Origin of the sequence: Methanolinea sp. (genome assembly GCA_030055515.1) — an archaeon.
GTDB lineage: Archaea > Halobacteriota > Methanomicrobia > Methanomicrobiales > Methanospirillaceae > Methanolinea_A.
Map to the genome: position 1 here is coordinate 144132 of JASFYI010000003.1, position 15266 is coordinate 159397.

The window sequence follows — 15266 nt, forward strand, 5'->3', positions numbered from 1 at the left end:
GATGGCTGAGAAGAAGACCAAGAAAGAGCATCCCACGAAGAAGGACACGAAAACGGCTGCAGCAAAGGCTGCACATGCTGCCAAGACGCCTGACAAGGACCTCGGGAAGAACGCGCGGATAGGAGTCTACATCTGCCACTGCGGGACGAACATCGCCGGCTCCGTGGACATCCTCGCCGTGCAGGAGTACGCAAAGACGCTCCCCAACGTGGTGCACGTGGACAACTACCAGTACATGTGCTCGACGCCCGGCCAGAAGAAGATCGAGAACGACATCAAGGAACACAATCTCACGGGCGTGGTCGTCGCGGCGTGCTCTCCCCGCCTCCACGAGCCCACGTTCAGGACCGCGACGAAGCAGGGAGGCTTAAACCCGTTCCGCTTCGAGATGGCCAACATCCGCGAGCAGGGGTCGTGGGTCCACATGCACGACCGCGAGGGTGCGACCGAGAAGGCGAAGGATGCCATCCGGATCGCCGTCGCGAAGGCAGCCCTCCTCCAGGACCTCGTCCCGAAGAGCGTGCCGGTCACGAAGGCGGCGCTCGTCGTGGGGGCCGGCGTCGCGGGGATGCAGGCCGCGCTCGACCTCGCCAACGCGGGGATCAAGACCTACCTCGTCGAGAAATCGCCGACCATCGGCGGGCGCATGTCCCAGCTTGACAAGACGTTCCCGACGCTCGACTGTTCCCAGTGCATCCTCACGCCCAAGATGGTGGACGTCGGGAGGAACCCCAACATCCAGCTGATGACCTACTCCGAGATAGAGGAGGTCGAGGGGTACATCGGGAACTTCGACGTGACCATCAGGAAGAAGGCCCGCGGCGTCCTCACGCCGGCCGAGGCAGAGGCGCGGGGGATCGTCGGCGGAGGGTGCAACGGCTGCGGTGACTGCGACACGGTCTGCCCCGTCATCAAGCCCAACCCGTTCGAGATGGGGATGAAGCCCCGGAAAGCAATCTACATCTACCACCCGCAGGTCGTGCCCCTCATCTACACGATCGACTTCGACAGCTGCGTCAAGTGCGGCCTCTGCGTCGAGGCGTGTGGCGAGAAGAAGGCAATCGACCTCGAGATGAAGGACGAGCTCGTGAAAATCAAGGTCGGGACGGTCATCCTCGCGCTCGGATACGACATCTTCCCCGTCGAGAAGAAGGAGGAGTGGGGCTACAAGAAGTACGAGAACGTGGTCACGAGCCTCGAGTTCGAGCGGCTCATCTGCGCGTCCGGCCCGACGGGCGGCCACCTCGTGAGGCCCAGCGACGGCAAGACGCCGAAGAAGGTCGCGTTCGTACTCTGCGCGGGTTCCCGTGACAACACGGGCATCGGCAAGCCGTACTGCTCGCGGTTCTGCTGCATGTACTCGCTCAAGCACGCCCACCAGATCATCGAGAAGATCCCCGGCGCCCAGCCCTACATCTTCTACATGGACATACGGTCGTTCGGGAAGATGTACGAGGAGTTCTACTACCGCATCCAGGACGAGGGGGCGAAGTTCATCCGCGGGCGCGTGGCAAACATCCTCGAGGACCCGGTCACGAAGAATCTCATCATCAACGCCGAGGACACCCTCCTCGACCGGCCGATGCAGCTCGAGGTCGACATGGTCGTCCTCGCCGCGGCAGTCCAGCCGTCCGCGGACACCGACAGGACACGCAAGCTCTTCGGTGTCTCCTGCTCGCTCGACGGGTGGCTGCTCGAGGCACACCCGAAGCTCAACCCCTGCGGGACCACGACGGCCGGGGTATTCCTCGCCGGGGTCTGCCAGGGACCAAAGGACATCCCCGACACGGTCGCGTCCGCCGAGGGTGCGGCATCGGCGGCGAGCATCCCGATCCACATGGGAGAGGTCGAGCTCGAGCCGTACTTCGCCCAGTGCATCGAGGAGAAGTGCGCGGGCTGCGGCATGTGCGTGAACCTCTGCCCGTACCAGGCGCTCTCGCTCGTCGAGAAGGAAGGCAGGAAGGTCATGCAGGTCACCGAGGCGAAGTGCAAGGGCTGCGGGACGTGCGGCGGGTTCTGCCCCGGCGGGGCCATCTGGATGCAGCACTTCGCGACACCGCAGATCATCGCGCAGATCGACGCGTTCCTCCTCGGAGGTGAGCAGTGATGGCAGAGGGCGAGTGGAAACCCAAGATCCTCGGGATCATCTGCAACTGGTGTTCGTACGCGGGGGCCGACCTCGCGGGGAGCGCGAGGACGCAGTATCCCCCCGACATCCGGATCATCAGGGTGATGTGCACGGGGAGGGTCGACCCCCTCTTCATCCTGAAGGCCTTCGTGGACGGCGCGGACGGCGTCCTCGTCTCGGGCTGCCACTTCGGGGACTGCCACTACCTCGAGGGGAACTACAAGGCAGCAAAGAGGATGTTCCTGCTCAAGAGCCTCCTGCGGAACATCGGCCTCGAGGACAAGAGGCTGCGGATGACGTTTGTCTCCGCATCCGAGGGTGCCAAGTGGGCAGTGGTGGTAAAGGACGTCGTGGACACCATAAAGAGCCTGGGCCCAAGCCCGCTCAAGGAGATCACGCGCTGACCATCAGGGGGATCCTACCTTGGCGAAACTGAAATTGAACCTGATTACCGGCCGCACCATCCACCAGGGCGTGGCCATGGAGGGCGGAAAGGAGAAGGATGCCTACACGAAGGCCTGCGGGATCATCGAGATGGACCCGTCGGACATGAAAAAGCTGGGCATCTGGAAGGGGACGAACGTCCGTGTCACGAGCGAGTGGGGGAGCGTGGTCGTGAAAGCCGTGGAGGCAACCCAGGGGCCCCACCCCGGGCTCGCTTTCATCCCCATGGGACCGTGGGCGAACGCGGTCGTCAATCCCAAGACGTACTCTACCGGGATGCCGACATTTAAGGGAGTCCCCATCGAAGTAGAACCCGCAATAAACGAGCCGGTCCTCAATTCAATCCAGCTCGTGCAGAAGAAGTGCAGGGGTGAGGCCTGAATGTCCAAAGTCGTGACCGACGTGATCTGCCCGTTCTGCGGAACGCTCTGTGACGACATCGAGGTCGTCGTCTCGGATGACGGGAAGAAGATAGAAGATGTCTACAATGCCTGCGCCATCGGCGCAGAGAAGTTCCTCCATGCCCAGGCCCCCGACCGGGTCAAGAGGCCGCGGATGCAGCAGCCCGACGGGTCCTACAAGGAGGTCTCGTACGACGAGGCCGTGGAATACACAGCCCAGATGCTGTACAAGGCGAAGAAACCCCTCATGTACGGCTGGAGTTCCACGAGCTGCGAGGCACAGAGCATCGGGCACGAGATCGCGGAGAAGGTGGGGGCCGTCGTCGACAACACGGCCACCGTCTGCCACGGGACCACGCTGATCGCGGTCCAGGACGTCGGGATCCCAAGCTGTACCCTGGGCGAGATCAAGAACAGGGCGGACAGGATCATCTTCTGGGGCTGCAACCCGTGCCATGCCCACCCCCGCCACCAGTCGCGCTATTCCGTCTTCCCGAGGGGCTTCTTCACGAACAAGGGGCACACGAACAGGAAGGTCATCGTCGTTGACCCGAGGGTGACGGACACCGCGAAGCTCGCCGACTACCACTACCAGGTCGAGCAGGGCCGCGACTACGAGCTCCTCTCCGCCTTCCGCGTCGCACTCCGGAACGAGCCCCTCCCCGAGGTCGTCGCGGGCATTCCCCGGGAGAAGATCATCGAGGGTGCAGAGGTGATGAAGAGCGGCCGGTTCGGGATCATCTTCTTCGGGATGGGTGTGACCCAGTCGCTCTCCAAGAACCACAACATCGACAACGCCATCAGCCTCACGAAGGACCTCAACGAGTTCACGAAGTTCAGCATCATGGCGATGCGGGGCCACTACAACGTGACAGGCTCGGGCCAGGTCCTCGGGTGGCAGTTCGGGTTCCCGTTCTCCGTTGACCTCTCGCGCGGCTTTGCGCGGTACAACCCCGGGGAGACGAGCTCAAACGACCTGCTCGTGAGGGGCGAGGTCGACGCGGTCTTCGTCATCGGGAGCGACCCCGGCGCGCACTTCCCGATAAGCTCGGTGAAGCAGATCGCAAAGCTCCCCTCCGTCTGCGTCGACCCGCACATCACCCCGACGACCGAGATATCCAAGCTCCACGTCCCGGTGGCGTTCGTGGGCGTCGAGGTCGCGGGGAACTGCTATCGGATGGACAACGTCCCGATCGAGGCCCGGAAAGTCGTCGACCCGCCGGAGGGTGTCTTGACGGACGTGGAATTCCTCACGCGCGTGAACGCCCGCCTCGACGAGCTGATGGCAGGAGGGAAGTAGATGGCAGAATACATCATCAAGAACGGGTTTGTTTTCGATCCCGTCCAGGGAATCAAGGGGGACAAGGCCGACATCGCCGTCAAGGACGGCAAGATCGTCAAGTCGACGGAGGTCTCCTCCAAGGCAAAGGTCATCGACGCGAGCGGAAAGACCGTGATGGCGGGCGCCGTGGAGATCCACGCCCACATCGCGGGCCCCAAAGTCAACGAGGGGAGGAACTACAGGCCGGAAGACAAGCTCTTCCAGTACCGGCCGAAGAAAGGGTCCGTCCGCATGGCCGGCGGGTTCTCGATCCCGACGACGTTCAAGACAGGGTACGAGTACGCGCGGATGGGCTACACGACGGCGATGGAGGCCGCGATGCCGCCCCTCTACGCCCGGCACGTCCACGAGGAGATCAGGGACACCCCCATCATCGACGAGGGCGCATACCCGGTGTTCGGGAACAACTGGTTCGTCCTCGAGTACCTGAAGAACAGGGAGATCGAGAACACTGCCGCGTACATTTCCTGGCTCCTCCAGGCCTCGAAGGGCTACGCGGTCAAGCTCGTCAACCCCGGCGGCACGGAGGCGTGGGGGTGGGGTCTCAACTGCCTCACGATCGACGACCCTGTCCCATACTTCGACATCACCCCCCGCGAGATAGTGACCGGCCTCATCGAGGCAAACGAGTATCTCGGGCTTCCCCACTCCATCCACATCCACCAGAACAGCCTCGGCAACCCGGGGAACTACACCGTGACACTCGACACCCTCAGGCTCGCGGAAGGATTCAAGGCGAAGAACAAATTCGGGCGCGAGCAGGTCATGCACTCGACGCACCTCCAGTTCCATTCGTACGGCGGTGACAGCTGGGCGAACTTCGAGTCCAAGTCAAAGGAGATAATGGACTACGTCAACAAGCAGAAGAACATCACTGTGGACACGGGCTGCGTCACGCTGGACGAGACCACGACGATGACCGCCGACGGCCCGTTCGAGCACCACCTCACCGAGCTGAACCACCTCAAGTGGGCCAACGTGGACGTCGAGCTCGAGACTGCGGCAGGGGTCGTCCCCTACATCTACAGCCCGGACATCAAGGTCTGCGAGATCCAGTGGGCGATCGGGCTCGAGCTCGCGCTGATGGCCAAGGACCCGATGCGCTGCTTCATCACGACCGACCACCCGAACGCGGGGCCGTTCACGAGGTACCCGCGGATATTCAAGTGGCTGATGAGCGAAGAGGCGCGCAAGAAGCAGATCGAGTCCTTCAAGCACCGCGAGAAGATGATCGAGGCAACGCACATCGCGGGCATCGACCGCGAGCTCTCCCTCTACGAGATCGCGCAGATGACGAGGGCAGGGCCGGCAAAGGCGCTCGGTCTCTCCCACCAGTACGGCGGGCTCGCACCCGGCATGGACGCGGACATCGCCATCTACGACCTAAACCCGGAGAAACCGCACAAGCCCGAGGATATCGAGAAGGCGTTCTCCGCCGCGGCATTCGTCATGAAGACCGGCGTCCCGGTCGTCGTCGACGGCGAGGTCGTGAACAACGGCAACAAGAGGACGATCTGGGTCAAGGCGAAGGTGAACGAGAACCCGCAGGTCATGAGGGACATCCGGGACAAGTTCCTGAAGTACTACAGCGTGACGCAGGCGAATTACGATGTGTCCTCGCACTTCGTCCCGAATCCCCACGTGATCGAGGTCGACGCGACGCACTGAGGGGGGGGAGAGATGGAGACTGTCACACTCACAATGAAGAACCAGCCCGCACTCTATCTGGAGGCGGACAACATCTCGCCTGACAAGTTCGCCGGGAAGAAAGCATCCGAGATCGCAGCACTCCACGCCTACGAGGGGCGGGAGCAGACGACCCTTGGCAAGTACTTCGAGGTCTCGGGAGAGGCAGGGGCGACCGCCGCGGATACCCGCATCGTCATCAAGGGCGACGTGAGCAGGGTCAAGTACATCGGCATGAAGATGTCGGCGGGAGAGATCCTCGTCGAGCAGAGTCCCGACATGTACACCGGTGCGTGGATGCAAGGCGGCAGGCTCGTCGTGAAGGGGAGCGTCAACTCCTTCGCCGGGATCGGCATGAAGGGCGGCGAGCTTCTCATCGAGGGCAACGCGGGCGACTACCTCGGCGCCGCGTACCGCGGCGACTGGCGCGGCATGCAGGGCGGCCTCATCCGCGTGAAGGGGAATGCCGGCGCTGACCTGGGGTACTACATGAACGGTGGCACGATCATCGTCCACGGTGACGCGGACGTCCACGTGGGCACCCACATGGACGGCGGCAGGATCGTCATAAAGGGGAACGTGCCGAGCAAGGTCGGCGGCCAGATGGTCACTGGGGAGATCTTCGTCTTTGGAAAGATAGACGTCATGATGCCCGGCTTCAAGTACGTCCAGGACGAGGAGGTCGAGGTCGACGGGGAGAAGGCGAAGTTTGCCCTCTACTATGGCGACACCGGCGAGCGGCACCCCAAGAGGAAAGGGCAGCTCGTGTACGGGAAACTCTACCTGAAAATATAAACCAATACCATTTCTTTATCTAAACCTTTTTCAGGAGCGCGTGCGGTTTTCATAAAATTATTGTATAAATAGTAACAAGAGTGTTACTTTACTGGATATTTTTAGTACCAGTATATATGTGAAAAGATTGAAACGGTTTATTATTTGTAATTTTTCCCAAAGATGGGTTATTATTCATTTATTTTTATATTTTAAAATTGCCAAATCAAATCAGAAACCTTTTATGGAGATAGCTAGTATAGTAGATTGTCCCGTGAGGGGACGTGCAGTAGTGACCGACATTCATCATCAGTGTTCCTTATAGCGGATGCCATAGTTCAGAAAACGTATTGTCACGCGACTCGTAGAAATCACAAAAGGGGATAAAAAATGGCGAAATACAAAGACACCATCGATCTGTACGATGACAACGGGAAGCTGCTCAAGAGCGGGGTCAGCCTCGACAAGATAAGCCCTCTCACAAATGCGGGCATCCTCAAGATCATCGATCTCACGAAGAGGACCGTCGCAGTAAACATCGCCGGGATTGACAACGCGCTCAAAACCGGTGCGATGGGAGGGAAGAACAACCAGATCCTTGGACGGGCAATCAAGTGCGACTGCGTCAAGGATGTCGACGCCCTCGCCGAGAAGATTGCCGAGTACGTCTCTGTCACAAAGGGAGACGACACAAAGGTCATGAAGGTTGCAGGCGGCAAGATGCTCCTTGTCGAAGTTCCCACCGCCCGGATGAACGCAGCAGCCACTTATGATGCTGCGTCGACAGCGGTCGCCGCGGCGACTACCCTTGCGCTCGTGGAGCACTACAAAGTAGGAATGTGGGATGCTCCCTACGTCAAGTCCGCGGTATGGGGTTCATACCCTGTCACAATGGACATGCAGGGCGGAAACATCATCTCCGTGCTCTCGATCCCGCAGAACAACGAGGGTCTTGGGTACGCGCTGAGGAACATCCCGGCGAACCATGTGGCCATGATGACCCACCGGAACGCCATGCAGACCGCGGCACTCTCGTGCACGTACGAGCAGGCGGGTGAATTCGAGATGGGCATGGCGATCGGTCCCTTCGAGCGCGCCCAGCTCCTCGCCTACGCGTACCAGGGCCTGAACGCGAACAACCTCGTCTACGACCTCGTCAAGGCAAACGGGAAGACAGGGACCATCGGTACTGTCGTCCAGAGCCTCGTCGAGAGGGCCATCGAGGACAAGGTCATCAAGCCCGGCAAGAAGGGCAAGAGCGGGTTCATCTTCTACGAGACGAAGGACCCGATGCTCTGGAATGCCTATGCATGTGCAGGCACGATGGCGGCCACGATGGTCAACTGTGGTGCCGGGCGGTTCGCACAGGCGGTCTCCTCCACGCTGCTCTACTTCAACGACCTGCTCGAGCACGAGACAGGTCTCACCAGTGCTGACTACGGGCGTGTCATGGGAACTGCCGTCGGGTTCTCCTTCTTCAGCCACTCGATCTACGGTGGTGGAGGCCCCGGTGTGTTCAACGGCAACCACGTCGTGACGAGGCACGCAGCGGGTGTCGCGGTGCCGTGCGTGTGTGTCGCGTGTGCTCTTGACGCAGGGACCCAGATGTTCGGACCCGAGCAGACGTCCAAGGTCTACCAGGACACGTTCGGGCAGATCGACGTCTTCAAGCAGCCAATCCAGTCTATCGCAAAGGCCGTATAAAACAGACGATAAAATGACGGATGCCATATATCCTCAAGTCAGGATCGTGACCGAGCGTCTCATGAATCCCGAGACAGTCGAGCGCGTGATGAACCTGATCATCGAGACAGGTGGGGTCCGGAGGGTCATCCTGAATGGCCCCCGGCTCCCCGCCACCGTCCCCTACGGTCCTGCGAGGGGTCTTCCCAATCCCACGGAATACAGGAGGAAGATCAAGATCGGGGGCCAGGAGGTGGAACTGGAAGTCCACGTCGGGACCATCGTGCTCGAACTCGAAAACAGGGATTATATCCCCGCGGTAAGGCAAGCCTGCGAGAAAGGCATCACGAAGTTCTCTTGGAGCCTCAACGAGGGCAGGTTCATGAAGACCGAGCCGTCTCTCGTTGACTATGCCAAGTACGGACCCGATGCCGACAAGAACATCATAGGACTGACCGAACCGGGGAGAAAGTCAGGTCTGATCATCCTCCAGGGGAACAAGTGACCTATGCCCATGGGACGAGTCACTCAGGTTGTCGACTGCAGGGAGACGATGGGGATGGGGAAAGGCGGAGGGATCGCCCAGCGCGGGACGATCTCGGAGTGCCGGTACCCCGATGTCATCGTGGTGGGGATGTCCCCCGGGAGACGCCACGTGACGAAACCCGTCTGCGACATCACGTCTGCACTCCGGCAACAGGGAATCGAGTACGGCATCAGCACGCTCGTCCTGAATGCGGGCTCAGGGGTTCCCCCCGATGCCGCGAACATCGGGGGTGCAGTCCTCGGGGCATACTTCGGCCTGACCGACAAGGAAATCAGCCAGATCGAGAAGCACCGCGTCGCCATCCTCCACCACGGGAATGTCCGTTCCCACGTGGTGCACAAGGTCCGCTTCATCCTGCAGGCCTGTGACGTGAAGGCCGTCGTGGTGTCGCAGGCACCTGTAGACTTCGAGGATTTTGCCCGGGAAGGTGTGAAAACCGCTCTCGTGATGCCACCTCCGGACAAGGTAAAAACAAAGGGAACGGTGATGGCAATAGTGAGCGGGGTGACCCGTGGCCAGACACCGACCCGGGAAAAAATGGCAGAAGTCATTCACGCCGTAATGCGGTTGATCAAAAACTAGGAGTGATAAAAAAATGGCATACAAACCACAATTTGGGCCCGGAACTTCCACCGTTGCTCAGAACAGGCGCAGAGTGATGGACCCCAACTACAAGTTGGAGAAGGTCCGTGACATCTCTGACGAGGATATCGTATTGCTTATGGGACACAGGGCACCCGGTGCAGCGTATCCCACATGTCACCCACCGCTCACCGAGCAGCAGGAGCCAGACTGCCCCATAAGGAAGTTGGTGACTCCTATCGAGGGAGCAAAGCACGGGGACAGGATAAGGTACATCCAGTTTGCCGATTCGATGTACAACGGCCCGTGCCAGCCATACCTCCGTTCTTATCTCGCATCATACCGCTACCGCGGTGTTGACCCGGGTACCCTCTCCGGCCGCCAGATCGTGGAGTGCCGCGAGCGTGACCTCGAGAAGATCGCGAAAGAGCTCGTTGCGACCGAGATCTTCGACCCCGCACGCACCGGTATCCGCGGCGCGACCGTGCACGGGCACTCCCTCAGGCTTTCCGAGGACGGGATGATGTTCGACATGCTCCAGAGGTGCATCCTCGACAAGAAGTCGGGCGTCGTCAAGTACGTGAAGAACCAGATCGGGGAGCCGCTGGACAAGGAGGTCAAGGTCGGAAAACCGATGGACGAGAAGTGGCTGAAGCAGCACAGCACGATCTTCCACTCGCTCGTGGGAGAGCCGTTCCGGTCTGACCAGGAGTATATCGAATATGTCCAGAGGGTGCACTCCCTGCGGACAAAGTATGGATTCATGCCGACGGAGTGATGCGCAATGGCAAAGAAGATTGAGAGAACCCAGAAACTCTTCCTGAAGGCCCTCAAGAACAAATTCGCAGAGGACCCGCAGAGCACGACCACGGTGTATTCCAGGGTAGGTCTCAAGCAATCTCCAAGGAAGATGGAATTCGTCAAGGCCGGGAAGATTGCGGAGATGTCCCGTGGAATCGCCATGTACGACCCCGTGCGCTGCCACCTCGGTGGGATCCCCCTCGGGCAGCGCCAGCTGATGACCTACGAGGTCTCCGGGACGGGCGTGTTCGTGGAGGGTGACGACCTGCACTTCGTCAACAACGCTGCAATGCAGCAGATGTGGGACGACATCCGCAGGACAATCATCGTCAACATGGACCTCGCCCACCAGACGCTCCAGAAGAGGCTGGGCAAGGAAGTCACCCCCGAGACCATCAACGAGTACCTCCACGTGGTCAACCACGCGATGCCCGGTGCAGCCGTGGTCCAGGAGCACATGGTCGAGACCCACCCCGGCCTCGTCGATGACTGTTACCTCAAGGTCTTCACCGGCGACGACGAGATGGTCGACGACCTCGAGCCCCAGTTCGTCATCAACATCGACAAGCTCTTCCCGGCAAAGCAGGCCGCCCAGCTGAAGGCAGCCGTCGGGAAGTCCATGTGGCAGGCCATCCACATCCCGACCATCGTCTCGAGAACCTGCGACGGTGGGACGACGTCCCGCTGGTCTGCGATGCAGCTCGGCATGTCCTTCATCGGTGCGTACCGCATGTGCGCCGGTGAGGCCGCGGTCGCCGACCTCGCGTTCGCCGCGAAGCACGCGGGCGTTATCCAGATGGCCGAGATCCTGCCTGCCCGCCGTGCCCGTGGCCCGAACGAGCCGGGTGGTATCAAGTTCGGACACTTCGCAGACATGATCCAGACCGACAGGAAGTACCCGAACGACCCCGCCCGCGCATCTCTCGAGGTCGTCGCTGCAGGGACGATGCTCTTTGACCAGATCTGGCTCGGGTCCTACATGTCCGGCGGTGTCGGGTTCACGCAGTACGCCACAGCCGCCTACACCGACAACATCCTCGACGACTTCACGTACTACGGGATGGACTATATCAAGGACAAGTACAAGGTCGACTGGCAGAACCCGAACGAGAAGGACAAGGTCAAGCCCAGCCAGGATGTCATCAACGACATCGCAACCGAGGTCACCCTCTACGGGATGGAGCAGTACGAGCACTTCCCGACCATGCTAGAAGACCACTTCGGCGGTTCCCAGCGTGCCTCGGTCCTCGCCGCTGCGTCCGGTCTCACAACCGCGATCGCAACAGGCAACTCGAATGCCGGGCTGAACGGCTGGTACCTCTCGATGCTCCTGCACAAGGAGGGCTGGTCACGCCTCGGGTTCTACGGATACGACCTCCAGGACCAGTGCGGCTCGGCGAACACCGAGTCGATCCGCGCAGACGAGGGTTGTGTCGGCGAACTCCGCGGACCGAACTACCCGAACTACGCGATGAACGTCGGTCACCAGGGAGAGTACGCCGCGATCTGCGGTGCAGCGCACTACACCCGCGGCGATGCATGGACTCTCAACCCGCTGATCAAGATCACGTTCGCGGACCCGTCCCTCAAGTTCGACTTCGCCGAGCCGAGACGCGAGTTCGCCCGCGGTGCGATCAGGGAGTTCATGCCGGCCGGGGAGCGCTCCCTCATCATCCCCGCACGGTAAACCCCCAAAAACCTTTTTTTCCGCAGTAGCTACTCCCAGTTTCCCAACGGCGGGAGATCTTTCTCAATTGAGAAGAGATCAAACATACTTGATTTAATTAAATAATTTATTCTTAATTATCCCGTAAATGTATTTTTTTGGCATTTACGCCATTTAAATCGCTTATATACGCAATTGTTTCGAAACATTTAACTCTTTCATCATCAACTGTTAGATGAACCACAAAGGGTTTGTACTCGATGTGAGTGGCAATGCTGATTGAACACTCTCGTGCACTCTTCTACGCACGCAGGGAGGAGGCTAAATGGAAAGTATTGCGTTTGGCATTGGAATAACTGCATTGGCAGGAGCTCTTGCCGCCGTGGCCGGTGCAGCGGAGAACACTGAGTCCGATATCGGGTCGCAGGGTGACCCGAACTCACAGGTCCAGCTCGCTCCGCAGATGGGGTACCTGCACCGCATCTTCAACAAGGCCATCGCCGGTGAACCGCCGGCATACGGCCTGTGGGTCGCACTCGGTGCCGGTCTCGCATGGGCTTTCATGGCAATGCACGTGAACCCGATACTCGCCATCGTGCTCGGGTGTGCCCTCGCCGTATTCGTGCAGGGCGTGTACGCGACCACCGCGTACCTGGGCAGGATCGCGAGCCTTTCGAAGTTCGGCCAGCCCGTCTTCATCGACGTGCTGAAATCGATGACCACGGTCACCATGGCCCACGCCTTCGTGGCGATATTCACGACCGTGACGATCTGCCACCTGATCAACGCCGCACTCGGCCACCCGTTCCCGCTGCCCCTGCTCGGGCTCGTGTGGGGTATCGCGCTCGGTGCAGCCGGTTCCGCGACAGGAAACCCGTTCTACGGGAAGGAGAGGCAGTATCAGACCCAGAAGTTCGGGGCCGGTGTACCCATCGCCGCGTCCGGGAACATCGTCCGCTACGCCGAGGCTGGGGAGAGGAACTCCCTCGACAATGGCTGGTTCTCTGCGAAGCTTGGCGGTCCCGCCTCTGGTCTCTGCTTCGGGCTGATCGTCTTCCTCGAGCTCTGGCGCACAGTCCTCTTCGAGAAGGTCGGTGCGGGGTGGGGAGCGATCGTCGTGGGTATCATCATGATCCTCATCTTCACCGTGATCGACCGGTACATCGAGGTCTGGGCACGGAAGACCTACGGGCCGTACACCGAGCCCGCGAAGGAGGGATCGTGAGACCATGACAGCCATCGGTGCGAAACCGGCTGCCGGTGCGACGATGGACATCCCCTCGACGATCGCGGGGATCATCCTGCTGATCGTCATCGTGGGAGCGACGTACTTCCTCGTCGGGCCGGGAATGATGTTCTACGCCCTCCTCGGCGTCATAATCGGCGGACTCCTGATATCGTTCGGCGTCCACTTCGTCCCCGTCGGCGGTGCGCCCGCCGCGATGGGCCAGGCGCCGGGGATCGCGACGGGTGTCGCGATGCTCGCTGCCGGTGCGGGTCTCGCGGGCCTCTTCGGTGGCGCGTGGGCCGCGGAACAGGGCCTCGCCGTCGCCGTCATCACGGGTGCCGTGGGTGGCGGCCTGATGATGGCCATCACGTGCATGTTCGTCACCTTCATCTACGTCTTTGGCATGGGCATCCCCTCCGCGTCCGGAAAAGTCGCGAAGGACCCCATCACGGGTGACACGCAGACAGAATACAAGTCCCAGGGGACCGAGGGACACGGGCTCCCGTTCGTCTCCTACGTCGGTGGCGTCACGGGAGGTATCCTCGGCGGTGGCGGCGGGACGCTGATCTACATCATGCTCCTCGACGTCTACAAGGAGGCGCTCCCCGCCATGATGAAGGCGCAGGCCGCCCAGGTCGTCCCGATCGCGGTCAGCCTCGCGGGGATCTTCGCCATCGGCATGTTCCTCGTGAACGCGGTGCTCACGGCGTACAACATCACGGGGACGATCGAAGGCCCCCACGACCCGAAGTTCAAGCGCTTCCCCCGGGCACTCGTCGCCTCCGCGGTGGCATCGGCCCTCTGCGGGATGGTCGCAATCCTGATCGTGGCCATGTGAGGTGCGTAAAATGACAGTCAAAGTCGAAGTAGTCGAGGGAGGAATTCCCCACAACACGATCATGGCAGCAGGCCTCGTCGCGTCGGTCATATTCGTGTACCTGACCTACGCGAACGTGCTCACGCAGACCCAGCTCTTCTCGTTCTTCGGGGGGCTCGCTGCCGTTGCCGCGATCACGTGGGGGAGCCACACCATCAAACACCTGTGCAGCTACGGTATCGGGACGGGTGTCCCGTCCGCGGGGATGATGGCATTCGGGTCCGGTGTCATCGCGATGCTGTTCGCGACGAAGTTCGGGGTCGCCTCGCCGATCGTCGCCGTCGTCCTCGCCGCGGTCATCGGTGCAGTCCTCGGGTTCCTCTCGAACAACGTCCTGAACATGAGGATTCCCGTGATGATCCAGTCGCTCACCGAGATGGCGATCGTGGGGGCCCTCGTGCTCATGGGATTCGCAGCGATGATAACGGGGTCGTTCGAGTTCCACGCCCTGACGTCCGGCTCCGTCTCCATCCTCGGGCTCTCCCTGCCGAGCTACCAGGCATCCTTCATCGGGGGATCCCTGATCGCAGTTGTCTTCATGCTCGGCGGGATCGCGGTCCAGCACCCGTTCAACGCGTGCCTCGGCCCGAACTGGACCCAGGACAGGATGCTCACGCTCGCGCAGGAGTGCGGGTTCCTCTCGATGATCACGGCCGCGGTCATGTCGATGGTCTTCCTGTCTCTCTCGGCCGCGCTCGTCTCGCTCGTGGTGGCAATCGTGGGCTGGTACTACACGTACACGAAGTACATCGGCCTTGCCAAGAGGGACGCGGCAGCCTGGCTCGATGCAAAGCCGATTCCGGAACTGGAGGGACACTAGATGTACGTCGAGGTTCTTCCCGAGTTCGGACTGGTCTGCGATCCGATGATCGGTGTCGTGACCACTGCGGGTGAATCGTATGCACCCATCATCGAGAAGATAGGTGACCTCGAGGCGATCGCAGATGACCTCGTCAACATGCTCTCCGCGGAGGGGAACTTCCTCGCGTCGTTCCCGAACAGGGAGAAGACACTCCCCACGGCGGGTGCTGCAACGGCCTACTGGTACGGGCTGGCGGTGGGACTCCTGATCGCCGGGGTGTACGTATTCCACCTGTTATGAGGTGA

General features: G+C 60.8%; 15 protein-coding genes. All 15 read left to right on the plus strand.

The window, feature by feature from the left end; genetic code table 11:
• Position 1: 1 nt before the first annotated feature.
• Positions 2-2107: a CoB--CoM heterodisulfide reductase iron-sulfur subunit A family protein gene (locus QFX32_06990; protein MDI9633786.1), complete on the plus strand. Its 2106-nt coding sequence runs from the start codon at positions 2-4 to the stop codon at positions 2105-2107.
• Positions 2107-2532 carry a hydrogenase iron-sulfur subunit gene (locus QFX32_06995; GenBank protein ID MDI9633787.1) on the plus strand — a complete coding sequence of 142 codons (426 nt, stop codon included), beginning with the start codon at positions 2107-2109 and terminating at the stop codon, positions 2530-2532. Before QFX32_06990 ends, QFX32_06995 begins: the two co-directional genes overlap by 1 nt.
• Positions 2533-2551: 19 nt before the next feature.
• The gene (locus tag QFX32_07000) at positions 2552-2953 is read left to right on the plus strand and encodes a molybdopterin dinucleotide binding domain-containing protein (protein MDI9633788.1); all 402 of its coding nucleotides are present in this window, start codon (positions 2552-2554) and stop codon (positions 2951-2953) included.
• The gene (locus QFX32_07005; GenBank protein MDI9633789.1) at positions 2954-4273 is read left to right on the plus strand and encodes a formylmethanofuran dehydrogenase subunit B; all 1320 of its coding nucleotides are present in this window, start codon (positions 2954-2956) and stop codon (positions 4271-4273) included. It begins immediately after the preceding gene.
• Positions 4274-5983 carry a formylmethanofuran dehydrogenase subunit A gene (locus QFX32_07010; GenBank protein MDI9633790.1) on the plus strand — a complete coding sequence of 570 codons (1710 nt, stop codon included), beginning with the start codon at positions 4274-4276 and terminating at the stop codon, positions 5981-5983.
• 12 nt (positions 5984-5995) lie between these two features.
• Positions 5996-6796: a formylmethanofuran dehydrogenase subunit C gene (locus QFX32_07015; GenBank protein ID MDI9633791.1), complete on the plus strand. Its 801-nt coding sequence runs from the start codon at positions 5996-5998 to the stop codon at positions 6794-6796.
• Positions 6797-7165: 369 nt separating this feature from the next.
• Positions 7166-8479 (plus strand): coenzyme-B sulfoethylthiotransferase subunit beta, encoded by a 1314-nt coding sequence (gene mcrB, locus QFX32_07020; protein MDI9633792.1) that lies wholly within the window; start codon positions 7166-7168, stop codon positions 8477-8479.
• Between the two features lie 13 nt (positions 8480-8492).
• Positions 8493-8963 carry a methyl-coenzyme M reductase operon protein D gene (gene mcrD, locus QFX32_07025; GenBank protein ID MDI9633793.1) on the plus strand — a complete coding sequence of 157 codons (471 nt, stop codon included), beginning with the start codon at positions 8493-8495 and terminating at the stop codon, positions 8961-8963.
• 3 nt (positions 8964-8966) lie between these two features.
• A complete protein-coding gene (gene mcrC, locus QFX32_07030) occupies positions 8967-9587 on the plus strand; it encodes a methyl-coenzyme M reductase I operon protein C (protein ID MDI9633794.1) in 621 nt (206 codons plus the stop codon).
• Positions 9588-9600: 13 nt separating this feature from the next.
• Positions 9601-10365: a coenzyme-B sulfoethylthiotransferase subunit gamma gene (mcrG, locus tag QFX32_07035; GenBank protein ID MDI9633795.1), complete on the plus strand. Its 765-nt coding sequence runs from the start codon at positions 9601-9603 to the stop codon at positions 10363-10365.
• Positions 10366-10371: 6 nt separating this feature from the next.
• Positions 10372-12075 carry a coenzyme-B sulfoethylthiotransferase subunit alpha gene (gene mcrA, locus QFX32_07040; GenBank protein MDI9633796.1) on the plus strand — a complete coding sequence of 568 codons (1704 nt, stop codon included), beginning with the start codon at positions 10372-10374 and terminating at the stop codon, positions 12073-12075.
• 304 nt (positions 12076-12379) lie between these two features.
• The gene (mtrE, locus tag QFX32_07045; protein ID MDI9633797.1) at positions 12380-13279 is read left to right on the plus strand and encodes a tetrahydromethanopterin S-methyltransferase subunit E; all 900 of its coding nucleotides are present in this window, start codon (positions 12380-12382) and stop codon (positions 13277-13279) included.
• A 4-nt stretch (positions 13280-13283) separates the two neighbouring features.
• Positions 13284-14120, plus strand: coding sequence for a tetrahydromethanopterin S-methyltransferase subunit D (gene mtrD / locus QFX32_07050; protein MDI9633798.1), 837 nt, complete (start codon positions 13284-13286; stop codon positions 14118-14120).
• 10 nt (positions 14121-14130) lie between these two features.
• A complete protein-coding gene (mtrC, locus tag QFX32_07055; GenBank protein MDI9633799.1) occupies positions 14131-14979 on the plus strand; it encodes a tetrahydromethanopterin S-methyltransferase subunit C in 849 nt (282 codons plus the stop codon).
• A complete protein-coding gene (gene mtrB / locus QFX32_07060; protein ID MDI9633800.1) occupies positions 14980-15261 on the plus strand; it encodes a tetrahydromethanopterin S-methyltransferase subunit B in 282 nt (93 codons plus the stop codon).
• Positions 15262-15266: the final 5 nt, after the last annotated feature.

What these genes read in the sequence shown, in the direction of transcription:
- QFX32_06990 (MDI9633786.1), top strand. Translation starts at nt 2, where the DNA reads ATGGCTGAGAAGAAGACCAAGAAAGAGCATCCCACGAAGAAGGACACG.
- QFX32_06995 (MDI9633787.1), top strand. Translation starts at nt 2,107, where the DNA reads ATGGCAGAGGGCGAGTGGAAACCCAAGATCCTCGGGATCATCTGCAAC.
- QFX32_07005 (MDI9633789.1), top strand. Translation starts at nt 2,954, where the DNA reads ATGTCCAAAGTCGTGACCGACGTGATCTGCCCGTTCTGCGGAACGCTC.
- QFX32_07010 (MDI9633790.1), top strand. Translation starts at nt 4,274, where the DNA reads ATGGCAGAATACATCATCAAGAACGGGTTTGTTTTCGATCCCGTCCAG.
- QFX32_07015 (MDI9633791.1), top strand. Translation starts at nt 5,996, where the DNA reads ATGGAGACTGTCACACTCACAATGAAGAACCAGCCCGCACTCTATCTG.
- mcrB (MDI9633792.1), top strand. Translation starts at nt 7,166, where the DNA reads ATGGCGAAATACAAAGACACCATCGATCTGTACGATGACAACGGGAAG.
- mcrD (MDI9633793.1), top strand. Translation starts at nt 8,493, where the DNA reads ATGACGGATGCCATATATCCTCAAGTCAGGATCGTGACCGAGCGTCTC.
- mcrC (MDI9633794.1), top strand. Translation starts at nt 8,967, where the DNA reads ATGCCCATGGGACGAGTCACTCAGGTTGTCGACTGCAGGGAGACGATG.
- mcrG (MDI9633795.1), top strand. Translation starts at nt 9,601, where the DNA reads ATGGCATACAAACCACAATTTGGGCCCGGAACTTCCACCGTTGCTCAG.
- mcrA (MDI9633796.1), top strand. Translation starts at nt 10,372, where the DNA reads ATGGCAAAGAAGATTGAGAGAACCCAGAAACTCTTCCTGAAGGCCCTC.
- mtrE (MDI9633797.1), top strand. Translation starts at nt 12,380, where the DNA reads ATGGAAAGTATTGCGTTTGGCATTGGAATAACTGCATTGGCAGGAGCT.
- mtrD (MDI9633798.1), top strand. Translation starts at nt 13,284, where the DNA reads ATGACAGCCATCGGTGCGAAACCGGCTGCCGGTGCGACGATGGACATC.
- mtrC (MDI9633799.1), top strand. Translation starts at nt 14,131, where the DNA reads ATGACAGTCAAAGTCGAAGTAGTCGAGGGAGGAATTCCCCACAACACG.
- mtrB (MDI9633800.1), top strand. Translation starts at nt 14,980, where the DNA reads ATGTACGTCGAGGTTCTTCCCGAGTTCGGACTGGTCTGCGATCCGATG.